Origin of the sequence: Curtobacterium guangdongense (assembly GCF_049341845.1) — a bacterium.
GTDB lineage: Bacteria > Actinomycetota > Actinomycetes > Actinomycetales > Microbacteriaceae > Curtobacterium > Curtobacterium guangdongense.
The window spans coordinates 1-20,142 of the sequence record NZ_JBMPIT010000018.1; the positions used below are offsets into that span (position 1 = coordinate 1).

A 20,142-nucleotide genomic window follows, 5' to 3' on the forward strand; every position below is an offset into this window, starting at 1 on the left:
CGTGTTGGTGTGGTAACCCACATCGTCCCGGAGGTCTTCTTCTACGTCACCCGTTCACAACGTCCCAGGGAACTACAGCTAGGCGGCGGGCGCCTCGGCGGCCGCCGTCGCGCCGTAGACGGCGGTCAGGATGCTCTCGACCCACTGGATCAACGCGTCGTCGGGGAGGGCCTCGCCGTGCGGACGCGGCATCGGGATGCTCGACGCGTTCTGCTGGGGGAACCACTTCGCGCCGGGGAACATCCGCTTGAGCCGCACCTGCGACGAGTCCGCGAGCTCCTTGCCCGCGACGCGCAGGTTCGATCCCATGACGACCACGTCGGACAGCCCGACCTGCTGTGCCATGCGGCGGAGCCGGGACACCTCGACCAGGGTCTGCACGGCCTGCGGGGGCTGGCCGTAGCGGTCGGTGAGCTCGTCGAGCACCATGTCGATCGAGTCGTGCTGCGACGTCGGTGCCGAGGCGGCGGAGAGCTTCTGGTACGCCTCGAGTCGGAGCCGCTCGGACTCGACGTAGTCCTCGGGGATGTGCGCGTCGACGGGGATCTCGAGCCGGAGCTCGGTCTGCCCCTCGGCGACGTCGCCGCGGAACTGCGACACCGCTTCGCCGATCATGCGGAGGTACAGGTCGAACCCGACGCCCGCGATGTGGCCGGACTGCTCTCCGCCAAGCAGGTTGCCCGCGCCGCGGATCTCGAGGTCCTTCATGGCGACCTGCATGCCCGCGCCGAGCTCGTTGTTCGCCGCGATGGTCTCGAGGCGGTCCTGCGCGGTCTCGGACAGCGGCTTGTCGGCGTCGTAGAGGAAGTACGCGTAGCCGCGCTCCCGCCCACGACCGACTCGGCCACGGAGCTGGTGCAGCTGCGACAGGCCGTACTTGTCGGCCCGGTCGATGATGAGCGTGTTCGCGTTCGCGATGTCGAGCCCGGTCTCGATGATGGTCGTCGAGACGAGCACGTCGAAGCGACGCTCCCAGAAGTCGACCATGACCTGCTCAAGGGTCTGCTCGGACATCTGCCCGTGTGCGACGGCGATGCGGGCGTCCGGGACGATCTCGGCGAGGTGCGACGCGACCGACTGGATGTCCTTGACCCGGTTGTGCACGTAGAACACCTGCCCCTCGCGGAGGAGCTCACGCCGGATCGCCGCAGCGACCTGCAGGTCGGACTGCGGGCCGACGAAGGTCAGGATCGGGTGCCGGTCCTCTGGTGGGGTGGCGAGCGTCGACATCTCCCGGATGCCGGTGACGGCCATCTCGAGCGAGCGCGGGATCGGCGTCGCGGACATCGCCAGGACGTCCACGTTGGTCTTGAGCTTCTTCAGCTGGTCCTTGTGCTCGACACCGAAGCGCTGCTCCTCGTCGATGATGACCAGGCCGACGTCCTTGAACTGCACCCCCTGCGACAGGATCCGGTGCGTGCCGATGACGATGTCGACGGTGCCGTCGGCGAGCCCCGCCAGCGTCTCCTTCGACTCCTTCTCGGTCTGGAACCGGCTGAGGGCGCGGAGGTGCACCGGGAACCCGGCGAAACGCTCCTGGAAGGTCTCCATGTGCTGGCGGACGAGCAGCGTCGTCGGGACGAGCATCGCGACCTGCTTGCCGTCCTGCACGGCCTTGAACGCCGCACGGATCGCCACCTCGGTCTTGCCGTAGCCGACGTCACCCGACAGCAGCCGGTCCATCGGGATCGGGCGCTCCATGTCGCGCTTGATCTCGTCGATCGTGGTGAGCTGATCGGCGGTCTCGGCGAACGGGAAGGCCTCTTCGAGCTCGCGCTGCCACGGGGTGTCCGGGCCGAACGCGTGCCCCTTCGACGCCATGCGCGCCGAGTAGAGCTTCACGAGGTCGACGGCGATGTCACGGACGGCCTTGCGCGCCTTCGACTTGGCCGACGCCCAGTCCGAGCCGCCCATCTTCGACAGGGTCGGGGATTCGCCGCCGACGTAGCGCGACAGCTGGTCGAGCTGGTCGGTCGGGACGAACAGCTTGTCACCCGGGAACCCACGCTTCGACGGCGCGTACTCGAGCACGAGGTACTCGCGCTGGGTCTTCACGGCGTTGCGGCCGCCGCTCGACACCTCGCGCGAGACGAGTTCGACGAACTTGCCGATGCCGTGCGTGGCGTGCACGACGACGTCGCCGGGCTTGAGCTGCAGCGGATCGACGACGTTCTTCCGGCGGCTCGCGAGCTTCCGGACCGTGCGGGCACCCTGCTGTGCGCTGCGGCCGTAGAACTCGGCTTCCGACAGCACCGCGATCCGGGGATCCGGGATGGCGAAGCCGTGCTCGACCGCGGCGGTCGTGACGATCGCGACCCCGGGCTGCGGCGGCGCGGTGACGGCCTCGGCACGGGCGGCGACCCCGGCGTCGGCGAGGACCTGCACGGCGCGCTCGACGAGCCCCTGCCCCTGCGCGGTGACGACCACGGCCCAGCCGTCGTCGGTGAGTTCCTTGACGTGTGCGACCGCCCCGTCGGCGCTGCCGGCGAAGCTCGGGACGGCGTCGGCGCGGACGCGGACGTACTCCCCTGCCTCTGCCGCCGCATCCGCGTCGCTCAGGGGCTCGTCAGCGCCGCTGTCGAACGGCGAGATCGTCCACCAGGTGCGCTGCCCACGGGTCTGCTTGAGTTGCGGGACCGTCAGGAAGTTGCCCGCGTCGAGGTCGATCGGCGCCTGGGCCCCGGCGACGGCGGCACTCCACGCGGCCTGGAGGAACTCCTGGTTCGTCTCGGCCAGGCTGTGCGCGCGCCCGCTCACCCGCTCGGGCGAGAAGACCGCGATGGTCGCGTCGGCGGGCAGGTAGTCCGTCATGGGGACGAGTCGTTCCACGAGCGCCGGGGCGAGGGACTCCATGCCCTCCACCGGGATGCCCTCCGCCACCTTGGCGAGCATCTGCGACAGGTTCGGGAACTCGTGCAGCATCTCGCGGGCGCGCTGTCGGACGTCCTCGCTCAGCAGGAGTTCGCGCGACGCGGTGAGCTCGACGGAGCCGAGGTCGTCCTCGGTGGTGCGCTGGTCGGCGACCGAGAAGGCCTTGATCGCCTCGATCTCGTCGCCGAAGAAGTCGACGCGCACGGGGTGGTCGGCGGTCGGCGGGAAGACGTCGAGGATCCCACCGCGGACGGCGAACTCCCCACGGCGGGTGACGAGGTCGACCCGGGCGTAGGCGAGGTCCACGAGCTGCGCGGAGATGCCGGCGAGGTCGTTGCCGCGCGAATCGGTCCGGAGCACGACGGGTTCGAGCGAGGTCAGGTTGCTCGCGATCGGCTGGAGCGCCGCACGGACACTCGCGACCACCACGGTCGGCTGGCGCTCGGCCGGCGGAGCGTCCTGCCACTGCTGCAGCGCACGGAGCGTGGCGATGCGGGTGCCGACGGTCTGGGCGCTCGGGGAGAGGCGCTCGTGCGGCAGGGTCTCCCACGCCGGGAACTCCAACACGCGGGCGTCCGGCAGGTAGCTCGTCAGGGCACCGCGGACCGCCTCGGCTTCACGTCCGGTGGCGGTGATCACGAGGACGCACTGCGGCTCCTTTCGCTCGGCCATGAGTGCGGCGAGGAGCGGCACACGCAGGCCGTCGACGACGGAGAAGTCGGCGTCACGAGGAGCGGCGCGGAGGACGCGATCGAACGCGGAGGCGCGCGAGAGCGCAGGGATGATGCCCGAGATCGTCACTCAGGACATGGTACCGGCGACGTCCGACAAGGACCGCGGCGTGCGCGGGCCGCGAACAGCCAGGCGGATCAGGAGGGTGCGTGCACCCGCTGCTGGGCGGCGAGGAGGCCGAGGTCCGCGATCGCCTCGACCGCGTCCGCGGCGTCGGCGAGCAGGTTCGGCAGCGTCTTCTTCTCGGTCGGCGAGAAGTCGCGCAGCACGTAGTCGGCGGGGTCCTGGCGACCCGGTGGGCGGCCGATGCCGACGCGCACCCGGGAGAACTCGTTCGTGCCGGTGGCCTTGATGATGTCGCGGAGCCCGTTGTGTCCGCCGTGCCCGCCGTTGCCCTTGAGGCGGACGGTGTCGAACGGAAGGTCGAGCTCGTCGTGCACGACGACGAGGTCGGCCGGGGTGGCGCTGTAGAACCCGAGCACGCTCGAGACGGGGCCGCCGGAGGTGTTCATGAACGACCCCGGCTTGGCGAGCACCAGGCGGGGGCCACCCGGCACCAGGCGCCCCTCGGCGACCTGGTTCGGGGTCTTGTGCTTCTTGAACGTCGCACCCATCCGGGAGGCGAGTTCGTCGAGGACCATCTGGCCGACGTTGTGACGGTTCCCCGCGTAGCCGGGCCCGGGGTTCCCGAGCCCGACCACGACGAGGATGCGATCCGTCACGACGTCGACCAGGTGTCCGCGAAGGGTGTTACTCGGACTCGACCGGCTCGGAGCCGCCCTCGGCACCGGCTTCGGCGCCGGCCTCGGCAGCTGCCTCGTCCGCGGCGTCGTCGTCGGCGGTGCCACGCGGGGTGACGATCGAGACGACGAGGGTCTCGCCCTCGGTCTCGAGCTCGGCGCCCGACGGGAGCTCGATCTCGGACGCACGGATCTGCGCGCCGTCCTCGAGGCCCTCGACGTCCACGACGACGTGCTCCGGGATGTTGGTCGCCTCGACGAGGAGCGACAGGGTCGACTCGTCCTGGACGTGGATCGTGCCGGAGAAGGACTCGCCCTCGACGACGACGGGCACGGAGACCGTGACCTTCTCGCCGCGGCGGATCACCACGAGGTCGATGTGCTCGATGACCTGGCGCACCGGGTCACGCTGGACGTCCTTGACGAGGGCGAGCTGCGCAGCACCCTCGATGTCGAGGTCGACGATCGCGTTGGCGTGACGGACGAGCAGCATCGTCTCGTGGCCCGGGAGGGTGATGTGCTGCGGCTCGGTGCCGTGGCCGTAGACGACCGCGGGGATCTGGTCGTTGGCACGGATCTTGCGCGCAGCGCCCTTGCCGAACTTGGTGCGGACTGCCGCTGCGAGCTTGGTGTAGTCGGCCATGGTGCCTCCTGGTCTCGTGGACGACACCGGGGTGCCGGCATCGTGGGGTCTGTGGTGTTGCAACTCGAACGCGTGCACGCGTGAGGAACGCTCCCAGAGCTTGGCCGGGTCTCCCACCGCGTCGATCACGGCCGCGCACGCGCGGCCCTCGCCGAAGTCGTCAGCAACTCTACCAGCACCGACCCGGGCGTGTCGCCACGGCTGTGGACGGGGGCTGGAGGTCGAATCGCGCGTAGGAGGCCGAATCGCGCGTAGGAGGCCGGATCTTCCGGCCTCCTACGCGCGAAACGGCTTCCTACCGCGGGTGCGATGGGTGGGAACGTGCGGAGCGGCGTACGGGAGGCTCGTGGCGGGGCCGCACCGAGCCTCCCGTCCGGCTCGTGACCGGTCTAGTGCCCGGCGGCCTCCGCCTCGGACGGCACCTTCAGGAAGCTGAGGACCACGAACGCGGCCACGTAGAGCGCGACGAAGGTCCAGACGACGCCTCCGGCGCCGCCCCACGGCAGCACCACGCTGACGACGGCGTTGCCGAGGAAGGTGGCGCCTCCCGCGGCGGTGGCGTACATCGCCATCGCGGCGCCGCGGCGCTCCTCGCCCGCGAAGGCGGGGACGATCGCACCCATCGGCGTGAAGCCGGCGAGCATGATGCCGAACACGGTGCCGGCTGCGGTCGCAAGCCAGAAGCCCCACTCGGAGCCGGCCGGCACCAGGTGCGGGACGTACCACCAGGCGAGCAGGCCGATCGCCGAGGCGCCGATGCCGAACCACTTCACCGTCCGGATCCACCCGATGCGGTCGCCGAGCGCGCCGAAGAACGCGTTGAACAGGATGTTGCCCGCGTACACGATCACGGTCATGGTCAGCCACTTGGACTGTCCCCAGCCGAGCTCGGTGCCGATGATCGCCGGCATGATCACGAACATGCCGAACTCCGGCGCGGTGTTCACGAGGCGGATGAGCACCGCGAGGAGGACCTTCGGGCGCTTGACGCAGACCTCGATGCCGCTGGCGATGACCCGGGCGGCGGAGTGCTCGCGCGGGGCGATGCGACCGAGGCCGGTGCGCTCGTGGACGCCGAACCGGACGATCGCCCAGCCCACCGCGACGAAGACCAGCGAGAGCGCCATCGACCAGGTCTCGCCGAGCTGGCCGCCGCCGAACGCGGGGATGGTGCCGATCGCGATGAGCGACCCGAGCGTCGGCAGGCCGCCGGTGAACACGACGTAGAACCAGCCGACGGCGGTGGCGTTCCGCTCGCGGGCGACGGTGTGGTTCACCCAGCAGAGGAACGAGAACGCGAACAGCGGGAAGCCGAGTCCGCGGAGGAAGTACGTCAGGGCGATGAGTCCGACGGACCCGGTGGGCAGCGCGGCCAGGAACGTGAGCTGGAAGACCACCCACATCGCCGCACCGATCGTCATCACCCGACGCGGCCCCCAGAGTTCGGAGAGCACGCCGGCGGAGTACGACGCGACGAGGACCGCGACGCCGTAGATCCCGATGACCATCGCGGCGCTGTCGGTCCCGCCGGAGCCGAGCGACGTGGCGATGTGCGGGGAGATGAAGTTCGACTCGATGCCGTCACCCGTCATGAAGACGAGCACGCCGAGGAACCCCCAGCGGAGCTGGTGCGGGATGCCGAGGCGGGCGACGAGGCCTTCGCGCGCTGGCCCTCGGGGCGTTCGCGCTGCGTGCGGTGGTGCGGCGTTGTGTGGAGCGTTCTGTGGAGCGGTCACTCCACCGGGCGGTGTGAGCGTGGTGCTGCGGTCACGGTTGACGTCCGACATGCGTCGTCTCTCCTGAAGGGGCCCCGGAGTGCTCGACCCGGCATCGCGGCATGTCTCCGGGGTGCGCCGCGCGCCGATCCCCCACGCCTGCGCTGTGGCTGCGGGCGGCGGGTTCGTCGGCGATGATGCGAGTCCTGTACCCGGGGCTCGGCCCCGGCGGACCATCGCCGGCCCGAAGCATGGTGTCCGACATTAGACCGCTCCAACGACGTTCGTCAAAGACGACAACTGTTGGGTAACGATGTGGGGTGCGGGGTGTGCGCGGGGGCCGTTTCGCGCGTAGGAGGTCGATTCGCGCGTAGGAGGTCGTTCGTTCCCGCCTCCTACGCGCGATTCGTCATCCCAGGTCGGGTGCGATGGGTGGGAACGCGCGTGGACGGCGGACGGGAGGCGCGGGGCGGGGACGCACCGAGCCTCCCGTCCGTGGTCCACGCGCCGGGCGCGGGGCGCTCCCCCCATGGCAGCTCCCCGCGCCCCTCGCGCGGAGCTCCTCAGCCGACGCCTGCCGGCGCCTTCGGCGCGAGCCGCTCGATCGTCCGGTCGAGGCGGGCGTCGACGGCGAGCTGGTCCGGCTTCGTCGCCGCGAGGACGGCGGCGTCGGAGGCGGTGACGTGCAGCAGCCGGTTCCACTCGGCGTCGTACAGCGTCTTCCGGTAGCCCGACGAGGTCTGGCACGCGACATCCCGCTTCGCGACCGCGATCTCGACGGACCCGATGCCCGTCTCCACCGACCCGCCCGTCGGCCCGACACCCATCGACGGTGTCGGCATCCCGTCCGGAGCGGCCGGCAGGTCAGGGACCCCGGACGGCTCCATGCAGGTCCGCCAGCGCTCCGCGGCCGAGACGACCGCCGCGTCCCGCCGTGCGTCGAGGGCGGCGAGGCGCGTGAGTCGCTTCGCCAGCGCCGACGCCTCCTGCACGTGCCCGGTCGCGGTGTTCCCGAGCGTCTTCCGTGCCACGTTCCAGCACCGCGCGGCGACACCGTCGGGCAGTGCGGCGAACGCGGCGTTCCGGTCCGCGTCGAACCCCCACGCCGTCATGCCCTGCCGGTTCGCCCCGGCGGTCGACGGCCCGTGGTACCCCCTCGTGCCGGCGACCGCCGCCGTGAGCGGCCGCGTGGTCGCGAGGGCCGGTGACGGGTTCCCGCGGGCATCGGTGTCGGACGCGTCGCTGTCGGCCTGGAGCCCGGAGACGGTCGCCCACGGCGGCGGGTCGTCGATGCCGGCCTTCCGGAGGCACGGGTCGGCGAGCAGGTCCTCGGCGTAGCTGCTCTTGCTGTCCGCGGGCATCGCGTAGGCGTCGAGCGGCATCGTCCAGGCGGCGCTGTCGCGCTCGACCGTGGGAGCGACCGCGACGTCCGCCGGCTCGGGCAGACCGTGCACGACGGCGGTGGCGAGCCCCGCGACGACGAGTGCGAGCGTTCCGGTCTTGGCGACGCGGGTGGTGATCTGCATGGTTCCCCCTAGGCGCGGACGAGGCCGCGTTCGTGTGCGGTGATGACCACCTGGATGCGGTTCCGGAGGCCGAGCTTCATCAGCACGGAACGGACATGGGTCTTCACGGTGGCCTCGCTGAGGAACACGCTCGCGGCGATCTCCGCGTTGCTCAGTCCCTTCGCGACGAGGAGGAAGACCTCGCGCTCGCGGGCGGTCAGGGCGTCGAGGACCTCGTCGCGGCGATTCGGCTCGACGGTGATCCCCTGCGCGCGGAGCAGGTCGAGCGCCTCGGCCTCGGTCGGTGCCGGTCGGCCCTCGTGGACGTCCCGGATGGTGGCGGTCACGACGTCGGGGAGTGCGTCCTTCGTCAGGAACGCGGCGGCACCGGCGCGGAGTGCGGCGAGGACGGCGTCGTCGCGGCGGATCGTCGTGAGGGCGATGACGCGCGGACGGTCGTCGCTCTCCGCCAGGCGTGCGAGTGTCTCGATGCCGTTCATCACGGGCATGCGGAGGTCGAGCAGCAGGACGTCCGGGCGTTCGGCGGCGCAGAGTTCGAGCGCCTCGGCCCCGTCGGCGGCCGTCCCGACGCAGGTCATGTCGTCCTGCGCGTCGACGAGCATCCGCATGCCGGAGGCGAAGAGCCGCTGGTCGTCGACGACGGCGACCCGGATGGCGGTCATCGTGCCGCCTCGAGGTCAGCAGCAGGTGCCACGGCGGTGACCGTCGGCAGCCATCCCGTCACGACCCACTCGTGGTCGGCGTCGCCGCTCCCGGCACGCAGCCACCCGTCGGCGAGACGAGCACGTTCGCGCATGCCCTCGACACCGGAGCCGGAGCCGTCCAGCTCGACGAGCGGCGCCGCACCGGTCGACGTCACGACGACGCCGAGACCCGGTCCGCGCCAGTCGAGGTCGACCCGAGCGGACGCCGTCCGCCCCTGGTGCTTGAGCACGTTGGTCAGGCTTTCCTGCACGATCCGGTGCACCGCCCCCTCGACGTCCGGGAGCACCGGGCGCGGCTCACCGTGCTGCTCGAACACGGCGTCCATGCCGAGTTCCCGCATGTCGGCGACCAGCCCGGGCACGTCCTCGAGCCCGTGGCGCGCGTCCTCGCCGGCACCTTGGATGCGCTCGACGAGCGAGCGGACGTCCCCGAGCGCCGACCGGCTCACCTCGGCGATGTCGCGCAGCGCCCGCGCGGCGTGCTCGTCCCGCACCGCGATGGCGGCTGCACCCTGCGCCTGCGACACCACGACCGCGAGCGAGTGCGCCAACGAGTCGTGCACGTCACGAGCGATCCGTGCACGCTCCTGCTCCGCCCGGAGTTCGGTCGTCGTGACCTCGGTCTGCCGCTGCGCCTCGACGACCCGCACCCGGGCCAGACCGATGCGCCAGGTGGCCCCGATCGCGACGCCGACGGCCCACCCCACACCGCACACCCCGATGATCGCGAGCGTGATCATGACGAGGTCCGACCGTGTCCCGCCCGCGGTTCCGACCCACAGCGCCCACACGTCCGGGTCCGCCTCCGTCGGCACGGCCATCGCCCACGCGGCAGCGGCGGACGCCACGGCGATCACCGGCAGCGCGACGTAGCGGAGCAGGTCCGACCGTCCGGCGCCGACGATCCCGACGACGATCGCGATCGCGAGGTACTCCGGCCAGGTGGTGTCGGTCGGCCGGTGCAGCAGGTGGAGCGCCTGCAGGACGGGCACGACGACGATCATCCCGAGGGCGGTCGCGGGCATCCAGTTGGCGAGGCCGATCGCCACGGCGAACGCCGACACGACGATCACGTGGTCGGCGAGTCCCGACCGCCCGGCCTCGGCGACGATCCAGAGCACGAGGTACACGGCACCGGCAGCGGGTGCCACGAGGTGCCGGAACCGGCGGATGGTGGAGGTCATGACGCCGAGCGTATGGCGGCCCACCAGCGGTCAGCGAGCCGCCGCGGTGCTTTTCATCCGAGGTGATGAGCCCGCGGGCGCCACGGTGTCCGGCTGCGACTCGGTCAGCGTCCGAGGTCGCGGCGGTGCTGCTGCGCGGCCGCGAGGAGCTCCCGCGCTCGGTCGCTCGCGGCCTCGGCCTCGTCGCGGGCGTGCTCGAGACGCTCGATCTCCGCCGTCGCCCGCTCGAGGTCGCGCTGGAGCTCAGCCCGGCGCTCATCGGCGGCTTCGAGCTCGCGCTCGGCGCTGTCGAGTGCGGCGTCGGCATCGCGGGACTCCGTCCGCGCGGTCGTCTCGGCCTGGCGGGCCGCCCGGCGGTCGGCTGCGGGATCGCGCTTCGGTTGCGGTTCCGGTTCCGGTTCCGGTTCCGGTCTGGAGGCTCGGCTCACCTTCCGCGCGCGCCTCGCCTCGTCGATGGGGATGGGTGGGGCATCGCTGCCGGACCAGGCGTCCGGCACCGCGTCCGGGACGGCGATGGCGCCGTCGAGGTCGACGTCGTCGAACCCGGCGCTCTCGAGGGGCTGCACGAGGAGCCCCGACCGCACCGCGGCCCCCGCGTGCGGGTCGACCATGGCCGCCTCGATCGTCGCGCGGACCTGGTCGAGCACGGCGGCGGTGACCGGGTGCCCGGCGTCCTCGGCGAGTGCCGCGCCGGCCTGCGCAAGGGCTCCGACGACGCTCGAGCGCTGACGGCGGAGCGCGGCGATCTCCTTCGGGTCGGCGCCCGCCTGCGCGTCGCGGATGACCGGCCCGAGGTCGACCGCTTCGTCGAGGGCCCCGTCCTGCGCCAGGAGGTCGACCACCCATGCGGCCGGCGCGGGCTTCCGGAGCTTCCCGATCGCCGCCGCGAGGTCGCGGTCGTCCTTCCGGGCGCTCCGCTGCCGTGCGGTGCGCTCGGCGACGAAGTCCGCGGGCGCGCTCCGGAGGAGGTCACGGGCAGCCTCCGCGAGCGTGTCGATGTCCACGCCCCGGAGGCTACCCGTGCACTCCCGCGCTCAGTGCCCGCTCACCAGTCGTGGACGGTGCCGTCGGCGAGGCGGTTGAAGGGCAGGTAGGCCTGCTCGTAGGGGTACTTGCCCGCCTCGTCCACGTCGAGCGAGACCCCGAGCCCGGGTTCGTCGCCGGGGTGGAGGTACCCGTCGGTGAACGTGAAGGTCTGCTGGAAGACCTGGTTCGTCTTGGGGCCGTGCTGCATGTACTCCTGGATGCCGAAGTTGTGGATCGCCATCCCGAGGTGCATCTGCGCCGCGAGGCCGACCGGGGAGATGTCGGTCGGCCCGTGGAACCCGGACTTGATCTGGTACATCGCCGCGTAGTCCATCGTCTTCTTCAACGGCGTCACCCCGCCCATGTGCGTCACGGCACCGCGGACGTAGTCGATGAGCTGGTCGCGGATGATGTCCTTGAAGTCCCAGATCGTGTTGAACACCTCACCGATCGCCAGCGGCGTGGTGGTGTGCTGCCGCACGAGCTTCAGGGATTCCTGGTTCTCGGCCGGGGTGCAGTCCTCGAGCCAGAACAAGTCGTAGGGCTCCAGCGACTTGCCGAGCTTTGCGGCCTGCAGCGGCGTCATCCGGTGGTGCCCGTCGTGCAGCAGCGGCAGTTCCGGACCGAACTCGTTCCGGACGGCTTCGAACACGGTCGGCACGTGCCGGAGGTACGCCCGGGTGTCCCAGTCCTCCATCGCGGGGAACGCCCCGCGCTGGGCGGGTTCGAAGTCGTAGCGGACGCCCGCGTTGCCCTCGGTGGTCTTGTTCGAGGCGATGCCGTAGATCGACTCCAGCCCGGGGACACCGGTCTGCACGCGGATCGAGCGGTAGCCCTCTTCCTGGTGTTCCCGGATCGAGTCGAACAGCTCGGGGAGCTCCTTGCCGGAGGCGTGCCCGTAGGCCATCAGCCCGGTCCGGGAAGCACCGCCCAGCAGCTGGTAGAGCGGCATCCCGGCGACCTTGGCCTTGATGTCCCACAGCGCCATGTCGACCGACGCGATCGCGGCCATCGTGACCGGGCCGCGGCGCCAGTACGAGGACCGGTAGAGGAACTGCCAGGCGTCCTCGATGCGGCTGGCATCCCGGCCGATCAGCAGCGGCACGACGTGCTCGGCCAGGTACGCGGACACGGCCAGCTCACGACCGTTCAGCGTCGCGTCACCGAGACCGGTCACACCGTCCGCGGTCGTGATCTTCAACGTCACGAAGTTCCGATCAGGGCTCGTGACGATGACCTCCGCCTGCTCGATGAGCTGGCCACGGTCGGCCGATGCCCAGGTGTCCGGGCGCCCTGCGGTGGCGCCGGCGGTTCGGTCGTCCGTCGCGCCTGGGACGGGCGTCGCGGGGTCGGTCGTGGTCATGCTGGTACTCCTTCGGTTGCGCGGGCACTGGCCGCGCGGATGCGGTCGGCAGCGGCGGTCACCGCGGCGACGACGGGGGTGGTGTCGAGGTCGGGGGCGATCACGGCGAGGACGTCGTGCACGTCCGAGCCTGCACCGGGAGCGCCCGGGTCGTTCACGAGCTCCGGCTGCGTGGTGACGTGCAACCACCATGCGGCGATCAGCGTCGCGGCGCCGGGGCCGATGCCGGCCGACGGGTCACGGGTGAGGCGGTGCCGGAGCACGTCGACCACCCGGACCGGGAGCTTCTCGGAGCCGGCGGACGCGATCTGCGACAGCGTGTGCCGGATCCGGGGGTTGGCGAACCGGTCGACGAGCGCCGAGCGTGCGTCGGCGATCTCGGCGGCCGGGAGCGGGAGCTCCAGCGCGGCCTCGTCCCAGAGCTGCTCGACGGCGGCACGGCAGGTGGGATCGTCCATCGCGTCGGCGACGGTCTCGTGCCCGAGCTGCAGGCCGAGGTAGGCGAGCAGGGAGTGCGAGCCGTTGAGCAACCAGAGCTTCCGCTGCTCGTACGGGGTGACGTCGTCCACGACGCGCGCCCCGGCGGTCTCCCACGCGGGACGGTCGATCCCGTCGAAGCGGTCCTCGACCACCCACTCCGCGAACGGCTCGGTGATGACGGGCACGCGGTCACCCGGCAGGGCCCCGTCGAGCTCCGCGAGCCCCTCGACGTCCGCGTCGGTCGTGGCCGGGGTGATCCGGTCCACCATCGAGCTCGGGAACGTCACGTGCTCGCCGATCCAGTCGCGGAGGCCGTCGTCGTCCACGGCACCGAGGACCGCGTCCCGGAGCACCGAGCCGTTGTGCGTCAGGTTGTCGAGGCTCATCAGCGCGATGCGACCGGCACCGGCTGCCCGACGGGCGTCGAGACCGGCGACGAGACGGGCCGGGACGTCGGACCCCGCCCGGTAGCCGTTCTCCGTGACCGTCAACGTGACGAGCGTCGTCTCCGGCGAGGCGATCGCGACGCGGAACGCCGCGTCGTCGCTGCCCGGGTGTGCGGCGACGATGGTGTCGACCACCGATGCGGTGTCACCGTCCGCCGCCCGGGTGACGAGCGTGTACCGGCAGTCCTGCGCGGTCAGCGCATCGGCGACGTCGGGCGATCGGCCGGTGAACGCCGTGATCCCCCACGCCGCACCGTCCGCCCGCTGGGTGTACCAGGCGACGTGTGCCCGCGCGAACGCCCCCACCCCGACGTGCACGATCCCGGTGTGCACAGCGCCGGCCCGGCGGTCGGTCATGCCGACACCGGGGCCAGCGAACGGAGGTAGGCGAGGTTGTCGGCCGTGCGGGTCTCGAGGGGCAGGTCGGTCGAGAAGTCCTCGATGGTGACCCAGCCGTCGTAGCCGTGGGTGGTGAGGGCGTCGAAGTAGTCCGACACCGACGCCTGCCCGGTCCGCAGGGGCGCCCACTCGTTCTGCCAGATCGAGCTGCCGTCGGCGCGGGTGTCCCCGGTGTCGACCCAGCGGGCGTTCTTGACGTGCACGTGCGCGAGGTAGGGACCGAGGAGCTCGAACGCGGCGAGGTGGTCCTCGTAGCCCTCGATGACGAGGTTCCCGAGGTCGTGGATGACCCCGACGTGTTCGGGGTCGAGGCCGTCGACGAGCCGGAGGGCTGCCGACGCCGACGGGGTGATCGTCATGTGGTGCAGTTCGACGAGCGCCTTCACACCGAGCTCGGTCGCGCGGGACACGGCCCACTCCAGATCGGCGCGGGTCCGGTCGAAGACCTGCGGGTAGGTCTCCCCCGTTCGCTCCTTCTCCTGCCGGTACATCGGCATGCTGACGCGGACCTGCCGCGCGCCGAGCTCGCTCGTGACGCGGAGCATCGTCTCGACGCCGTCGCGGTTCGAGGCCTGCTGGTAGCCGCCGATGCCCGAGTACTCGAGCCCGGCCTGGTCGGTGATGCGAGCGATCTCGCCGACCTGGTCCTGGATGCCGGTGAACTGCCACGTGGACTTGTTGCCGGCCCAGAACGAGCGGCCGTCCGGCACGGTGGTGCCCTCGGCGGGACGGTCGTCGACGATGCGCCACTCGATGCCGTCCCAGCCCTGCGCCGCGAGGGTCTCCGCCGCCTGGGACGGTGTCCAGTCCGGGGTCGATGCGGTGAACACGGAGAACTTCATCGGGTGGCTCCTTCGGTTGCTGCGACGACCGGGACGACGTGGTCGTACTTGCCGTCGATCACGTCGTCGATCCGCACCGGCTGGCCCAGCGTCGCGCTGACGTACAGCCCACGGACGGTGGCGAGCGACACCAGCGCGGCGTCGACCGTCACGCCGGGCTCGCGGCCGTCACGGATGGCCGCGACGATGTCCGCATACTGCCGACCGTGCCCGGCGAGGAAGTGCTCGGACTCTTGCGGACCGCCGACCACGTGCTCGGGTGCGACGATCTCGGACTTCTGGTCGACTGCATCGGCGACGGCGGTGGCGTTCGCCGTGGTGGACGCCGACTCGAGCGTCGCGGCGTCCGGCGCGACGTGGAAGTACGCCAGCCGGTCGTCGTCGACGATGGCGGACCCGTGCGTGCCGTAGATCGCGTAGCGGGCGGAGAGGCCCGGGTACGCCGCCGTGGTGCAGTGGATGACCCCGAGGGCACCGTTGTCGAAGCGCACGGTGGCGACCGCGGTGTCCTCGACCTCGATCCGGTCGTGTGCGAGCAGGCCGACCTGGGCGGAGATCTCCACCGGGCGACCGAGCGTCCACACGAGGAGGTCCACGGTGTGCACGCCCTGGTTCATCACCGCGCCGCCGCCGTCGAGCTCCCAGGTGCCGCGCCAGTCACCGGAGTCGTAGTAGCCCTGCGACCGGTACCAGGCGACGCTCGCCACGCCGGACGTCACGCGACCGAATCCGCCGCCGTGCGCCGCGGTCGCGACGGCCTGCGATGCCGGGTCGAACCGGTGCTGGCTGATGACGCTGACGACGAGCCCGCGCTCCTTCGCATCAGCGGCCAGGCGGGCGATCTCACGGGCACGGGGCATCGTCGTGTCGAGGGGCTTCTCGATGACGACGTGCTTGCCCTTCGACAGCGCGGCCTCGGCGAGCGCGACGTGCATGCCAGACGGGGAGCAGATCGCGACGACGTCGATGTCGGTCTGGGCGATCGCTTCCTCGATGGTCTCGGTGGTGAGCGGGCGTGGCGCTCCCGATGCCTCGATCTCGTCGGCGGCACTGGTGGCCGCCGCCGGGATCGCGTCGACGAGGGCGACGACGTCGAGGTCCGGGTTCGCGAGGGCGACTCGGGCGTGGTGTCGTCCGATGACGCCGGCGCCGACGACTGCCAGCTTCAGTGGGGTGGTCATCGCAGGGTGACTCCGATCTGGTCGGTGAGCTTCCGGAGGGCTCGTCCGGCGCGGCCGAACGCGGCGGGCCCGGAGAACCCGCCGAGGGAGGTGAAGTCGCTGAGGTGCGGTTCGAGGGACGCGTACCCGGTGTACCCGGCGTCGCGCAGAGCGGTCAGGGTCTCGAGGAGTTCCCCGTCGCCGTCCCCGGCCGGCACCACCGAGGAGTCGGCGGCGACGGCGTCCTTGACCTGCAGGTAGTCGACGTACGGCGCGAGCTGCGCCCAGCCGTCGGTGAAGGGCTTGACGCCGCACTGCACGTAGTTCGCGTTGTCCCAGGCCAGGCGGAGCGCCGGCGACCCGACGCTCTCGACGATGTCGAGCACGCGCGACGGGACGTCGCCGTAGATGTCCTTCTCGTTCTCGTGGAGGAGCACGACCCCTTCGCGCTCGGCGAGGTCGGCGAGCGCCCGCATCCGGGTCAGCACGGCGTCGCGGACGCTCTCGGCGGTCCGGCCCTCGTAGTAGAAGGAGAAGATCCGGATGTACTTCGTGCCGAGCGCGTGGGCAGCGCGGATCGCGCGACCGAGCCGCTCGACCTCGTGCTCGACGGGCTCGTCGACGGACACCTTGCCGATCGGCGAGGCGATCGCGGAGACGGTCTGCCCACGCTCCTCGAACAGGCGGTGCAGCCCGGCGAGCTGGTCCTCGTCGAGGTCGACGACGTTCACCCCCCACGCGCTACGGACCTCGATCGCGCTCGCACCGAGCGCCTGGAGGACAGCGACCTGGATCGCGGGGTCGGCGTCGATCTCGTCGCCGAAGCCGCTGAGTTCCCAACTGGGCTGTGCAGACGTGGGCTGGGTCATTTCGTTCCCTTCATGTGACCAGGGTGACCGACGGGGCGGACGCGCGCCGGGCCTCCAGTCCGATCTGTGGACAACTCGCGCTACTTCACACTGCCGGCGGTCAGACCGCCGACGAGGTAGCGCTGGAAGATGAGGTAGAGCGCGACCACGGGAGCGGCGCACACGATCGAGGCGGCCATCATCTGGCCGTAGATCGGGACGGCGCCGCCCTCTTGCGCGGTGCCGAGCACCTGCAGCACGACGGCGACGGTGCGGGTGTTCGGGGTCGTCATGATCGTGGAGAACAGGACGTCGTTCCAGCCGAGCAGGAAGGCGAAGATCGCGGACACGACGATGCCGGGCCACGACAGCGGCAAGACGATCTTCGTGAGGATCTTCGTCGACGAGGCACCGTCGATCCGGGCGGCTTCCTCGAGCTCCTTCGGCAGCCCGCGGAGGTACGTCACCATCACCCACGTCGAGAACGGCAGCGCGAACGTCAGGTACGTGACGAACAAACCCCACCGCGTGCCGATGATCTGCACACCCGTGGCGCTCGCGATGTTCGAGAACACCACGAACACCGGCAGGAGCAGGAGCGTGCCCGGGATCGACTGCAGCGCGAGCAGGCCGCGGAGGAACGTCAGGCGGCCGAGGAACCGGAACCGGACGAGCACGTAGGCGGTGGAGACCGCGAGCGCGGCACTCGCGACGGCGACGGCCCCTGCGGTCAGGATGCTGTTGAGCAGCCCGGTGCCGAGGGCGACCGTCGACCAGATGTTGACGTAGTTCGCCAGGGTGAACTCGGTCGGGAAGTACTCGCCGCGAGCGACCGCGACGTCCGAGTTCACCGACCCGAACACGATGTAGAGGACCGGGACGGCGATGAAGGCGATGATGACGGCGATCACGGTGATCAAGAGCCACCGTGGGAGCAGCCGCGTGACGTCGGTGTCGTACGGACGCTTGTGGCGCTTCGCGCCGCCCTGCGAGGTGATGCTCTCGGTGAGCGTCGCGGTGGGGCGGGTCCGGCTGGACGTGAACGCGCTCATGCTGCTGCTCCTGTCTGCTGGCGCTGCAGCCTGCGCTGCTTGCGGCTGGGGCGGGCGTCGTCGCCGGTGTCGAGCTGGACCGCACGCAGGTAGACGAACAGCGGGATGGCGACGATCACCAGCGAGCAGATCGCCATCGCCGCGGAGAGCCCGAAGCGGAACGACTGGAAGCTCGCGATGTACGTCAGGACCGGCATGACCTCGACGCTCGAGGGCAGCGGGATGCCGAACAGGACGAACGGCAACGTGAAGTTGTTGATGTTGTGCAGGATCGCGATGATCACGGCCAGGCTGAGCGGCCCCCGCAGGTACGGGAAGATCACGTAGCGCAGCTTGATCCACCAGGTCGCCCCGTCGAGCGACGCGGCTTCGTGGACCTCGAGGTCCACTGCCTGGAGGCCCGCCAGGCTGAGCAGGTACACGAACGGCCACGACGTCCAGACCATGACCGCGGCGAGCGCCCAGTAGGACGCCGATCCGTTGAGCCAGAGGACGTCGGTGTGGAAGATCGCGTTCACGACGCCCTGCGGCTGCAGCATGGTCCGGAAGAAGGTGCCGACGACGAACGCGGGGAGCACGTACGGGATCAGGTAGATCGAGCGGACGAGTCCACGGCCGGGGAACCGGTTCTGCGTGGAGATCGCCGCCGCGACCCCGATCGGCACGGTCACCGCGGTGACGAGCACCGCCAGGGACGCCGAGATCCAGATCGAGTGCAGGAGCGGCGAGTCGGTGATCGCCTCGGCGAAGTTCGCGAACCCGACGAACGGGGCGCTGAACCACTGGCGGAGCGTGTACTGGTCGAGGTCGAGCATCGCGATGAAGACGCCCACCAGGAGCGGCACCACGATGACGGCGAGCATGAGGACGCCGCCGGGGAGGAGCATCCAGAGCGGACGTTCCTTCTTGTACAGCGGCGTCTTGCCGTGCGGGCGGACCGGTCGGTCCGTCGCCGCGGGCGGCCTGGTCTGTGTGGCGGTCATCACAGACCTCCGTTCTTCTGACGGTTCAACGTGGACTGGGCGTCCTTCTGCGCGTCCTGCAGGCGCTTCCGGAGCTGGTCGTCGGTGACCTCGCCGCTCTTCAGCGACGGGATGGACTGCACGACGACGTCGACGAGCGACAGCTGGATGTCCGACCACGCGCCGGTGAAGGCGGTGGGCTTCGAGAGCTTCCCGGCGTCGATGATGGGTTTCAGGGTGGGTTCCTGCGCGGCGAGCTCGGCCGCGGCGGCGGCGTTCGTCGGCAGCTGGCCGAACAGCTTGTAGTACTCGAGCTGGGCCTGCTTCGAGGTCGTCTGCTTGACGAACTGGAACGACAGGTCCTGCTTCTTCCCGTAGTCGGCGACGACGAAGTTGTCGCCGGAAAGGATGCTCGCGGCGTCGATCCCGTCGGCGGGACGCTCGGTCGCTCCCGGCGGCACGGTCGGCAGCAGCGCGAACTCGTACTTGCCGTCGACCTTCGTGTTCGTGAACGAGTTGATCGCGGTCGTCGTGGTCATCGGGAAGAACGCGGCCTTGCCGTCGGCGAACTGCGCGAGGGCCTGGGCGTTGTTCCAGCCGATCCCGGCCTTGTCGACGACGCCGTCCTTCGTCACCCAGTCGAAGTAGGTGCGGTAGGCGTCCTGCACGGCCTTCGTGTCGATCTCGGCCTTCTGTCCGTCGACGATCGTGTTGCCGGCGTTCTGGGCCATCCCCCAGACGAACTTCCACGGGTCGAAGCCGTCCGCGTAGGCGACCGCCATGCCGTAGTGCCCGTCACCGGTGGTGGCCTTGGCGTCCTCGGTGAGCTGGTCCCAGGTGGTGGGCATCTCGGTGATGCCCGCCTGCGCGAGGAGGTCCTTGTTGACGGCCATCACGAACGGGCGGCTGGCGAGCGGGATGCCGATCTGCTTCGAGGCGCTCGGCCCGGAGATGCCGAGGGACGCCGGGTCGAACCGGTCCTTGCCGCCGACGGCGTCCCACTGCTTCTCGCCCATCTCGACGAACGCGCCGGTGGCGTAGGCGGTGGGGGTGAACGTCGTGCCGATGGCGTACACGTCGGGCCCCTGGCCGGAGATGACGCTCGTCTGGATCGCGGTCAGTTCCTCTTGCGCGGAGGAGTACGTCTCCCATTGGATGTCCGCGCCCGTCGTCCGCTTGAACTCGGCGGCGGTGTCCTGCTGCCACTGCTTGCGTTCCTTGGGGTAGGTGGTGTCCGCGCCCATCATCACGCGGAGGGTGTTCGGGTCGTCGCCGCTGCCGTTCACGACCGCACACCCCTGCAGGGACAGTGCGGCGAGGGCGACCACGACCGCGGAACCGATCAGGGTCCGTCGCTTCATGGGGGTTTCCTCCTCGAGACCTCCTCCCGAGCGGCGCTGCTCGGGACGTCCACCACTTTCTCGCTGGTGGCAACATCCGGCAACCGGT

Annotated in this window: 16 protein-coding genes; all 16 read right to left on the minus strand. The window is 70.8% G+C overall.

Features of this window, described 5'->3' with window-relative positions; all coding sequences use genetic code 11:
- Positions 1–78: 78 nt before the first annotated feature.
- Complete coding sequence (gene mfd, locus ACO0E1_RS18260; RefSeq protein ID WP_422875466.1) at positions 79–3,672, minus strand: transcription-repair coupling factor; 3,594 nt, start codon at positions 3,670–3,672, stop codon at positions 79–81.
- Between the two features lie 68 nt (positions 3,673–3,740).
- Positions 3,741–4,325: an aminoacyl-tRNA hydrolase gene (pth, locus tag ACO0E1_RS18265; RefSeq protein WP_422875467.1), complete on the minus strand. Its 585-nt coding sequence runs from the start codon at positions 4,323–4,325 to the stop codon at positions 3,741–3,743.
- 28 nt (positions 4,326–4,353) lie between these two features.
- Positions 4,354–4,986, minus strand: coding sequence for a 50S ribosomal protein L25/general stress protein Ctc (locus tag ACO0E1_RS18270; protein ID WP_422875468.1), 633 nt, complete (start codon positions 4,984–4,986; stop codon positions 4,354–4,356).
- Between the two features lie 389 nt (positions 4,987–5,375).
- On the minus strand, positions 5,376–6,773 hold the full coding sequence (locus tag ACO0E1_RS18275) for an RbtT/DalT/CsbX family MFS transporter (RefSeq protein WP_422875469.1): 1,398 nt from the start codon (positions 6,771–6,773) through the stop codon (positions 5,376–5,378).
- Positions 6,774–7,264: 491 nt separating this feature from the next.
- Positions 7,265–8,227 (minus strand): hypothetical protein, encoded by a 963-nt coding sequence (locus tag ACO0E1_RS18280; RefSeq protein ID WP_422875470.1) that lies wholly within the window; start codon positions 8,225–8,227, stop codon positions 7,265–7,267.
- Between the two features lie 8 nt (positions 8,228–8,235).
- A complete protein-coding gene (locus ACO0E1_RS18285; RefSeq protein WP_422875471.1) occupies positions 8,236–8,889 on the minus strand; it encodes a response regulator transcription factor in 654 nt (217 codons plus the stop codon).
- Positions 8,886–10,115 (minus strand): sensor histidine kinase, encoded by a 1,230-nt coding sequence (locus tag ACO0E1_RS18290; protein WP_422875472.1) that lies wholly within the window; start codon positions 10,113–10,115, stop codon positions 8,886–8,888. Before ACO0E1_RS18290 ends, ACO0E1_RS18285 begins: the two co-directional genes overlap by 4 nt.
- 104 nt (positions 10,116–10,219) lie before the next feature.
- Positions 10,220–11,119 carry a hypothetical protein gene (locus tag ACO0E1_RS18295; protein ID WP_422875473.1) on the minus strand — a complete coding sequence of 300 codons (900 nt, stop codon included), beginning with the start codon at positions 11,117–11,119 and terminating at the stop codon, positions 10,220–10,222.
- Positions 11,120–11,160: 41 nt separating this feature from the next.
- A complete protein-coding gene (manD, locus tag ACO0E1_RS18300; protein ID WP_422875474.1) occupies positions 11,161–12,504 on the minus strand; it encodes a D-mannonate dehydratase ManD in 1,344 nt (447 codons plus the stop codon).
- The gene (locus tag ACO0E1_RS18305; protein ID WP_422875475.1) at positions 12,501–13,787 is read right to left on the minus strand and encodes a mannitol dehydrogenase family protein; all 1,287 of its coding nucleotides are present in this window, start codon (positions 13,785–13,787) and stop codon (positions 12,501–12,503) included. Before ACO0E1_RS18305 ends, manD begins: the two co-directional genes overlap by 4 nt.
- Positions 13,784–14,671: a sugar phosphate isomerase/epimerase family protein gene (locus ACO0E1_RS18310; RefSeq protein ID WP_422875476.1), complete on the minus strand. Its 888-nt coding sequence runs from the start codon at positions 14,669–14,671 to the stop codon at positions 13,784–13,786. The genes ACO0E1_RS18305 and ACO0E1_RS18310 overlap by 4 nt, the downstream gene beginning before the upstream one ends.
- Entirely contained in the window at positions 14,668–15,852 is a 1,185-nt protein-coding gene (locus ACO0E1_RS18315; RefSeq protein ID WP_422875477.1) for a Gfo/Idh/MocA family protein, read from the minus strand. The genes ACO0E1_RS18310 and ACO0E1_RS18315 overlap by 4 nt, the downstream gene beginning before the upstream one ends.
- Positions 15,849–16,700, minus strand: a complete 852-nt coding sequence (locus tag ACO0E1_RS18320) for a sugar phosphate isomerase/epimerase family protein (protein WP_422875478.1) — start codon at positions 16,698–16,700, stop codon at positions 15,849–15,851. The genes ACO0E1_RS18315 and ACO0E1_RS18320 overlap by 4 nt, the downstream gene beginning before the upstream one ends.
- A gap of 80 nt (positions 16,701–16,780) precedes the next feature.
- Entirely contained in the window at positions 16,781–17,731 is a 951-nt protein-coding gene (locus ACO0E1_RS18325) for a carbohydrate ABC transporter permease (protein WP_422875479.1), read from the minus strand.
- Positions 17,728–18,714, minus strand: coding sequence for a carbohydrate ABC transporter permease (locus ACO0E1_RS18330; protein WP_422875480.1), 987 nt, complete (start codon positions 18,712–18,714; stop codon positions 17,728–17,730). Before ACO0E1_RS18330 ends, ACO0E1_RS18325 begins: the two co-directional genes overlap by 4 nt.
- Positions 18,714–20,054 carry an ABC transporter substrate-binding protein gene (locus tag ACO0E1_RS18335; protein WP_422875481.1) on the minus strand — a complete coding sequence of 447 codons (1,341 nt, stop codon included), beginning with the start codon at positions 20,052–20,054 and terminating at the stop codon, positions 18,714–18,716. The genes ACO0E1_RS18330 and ACO0E1_RS18335 overlap by 1 nt, the downstream gene beginning before the upstream one ends.
- Positions 20,055–20,142: the final 88 nt, after the last annotated feature.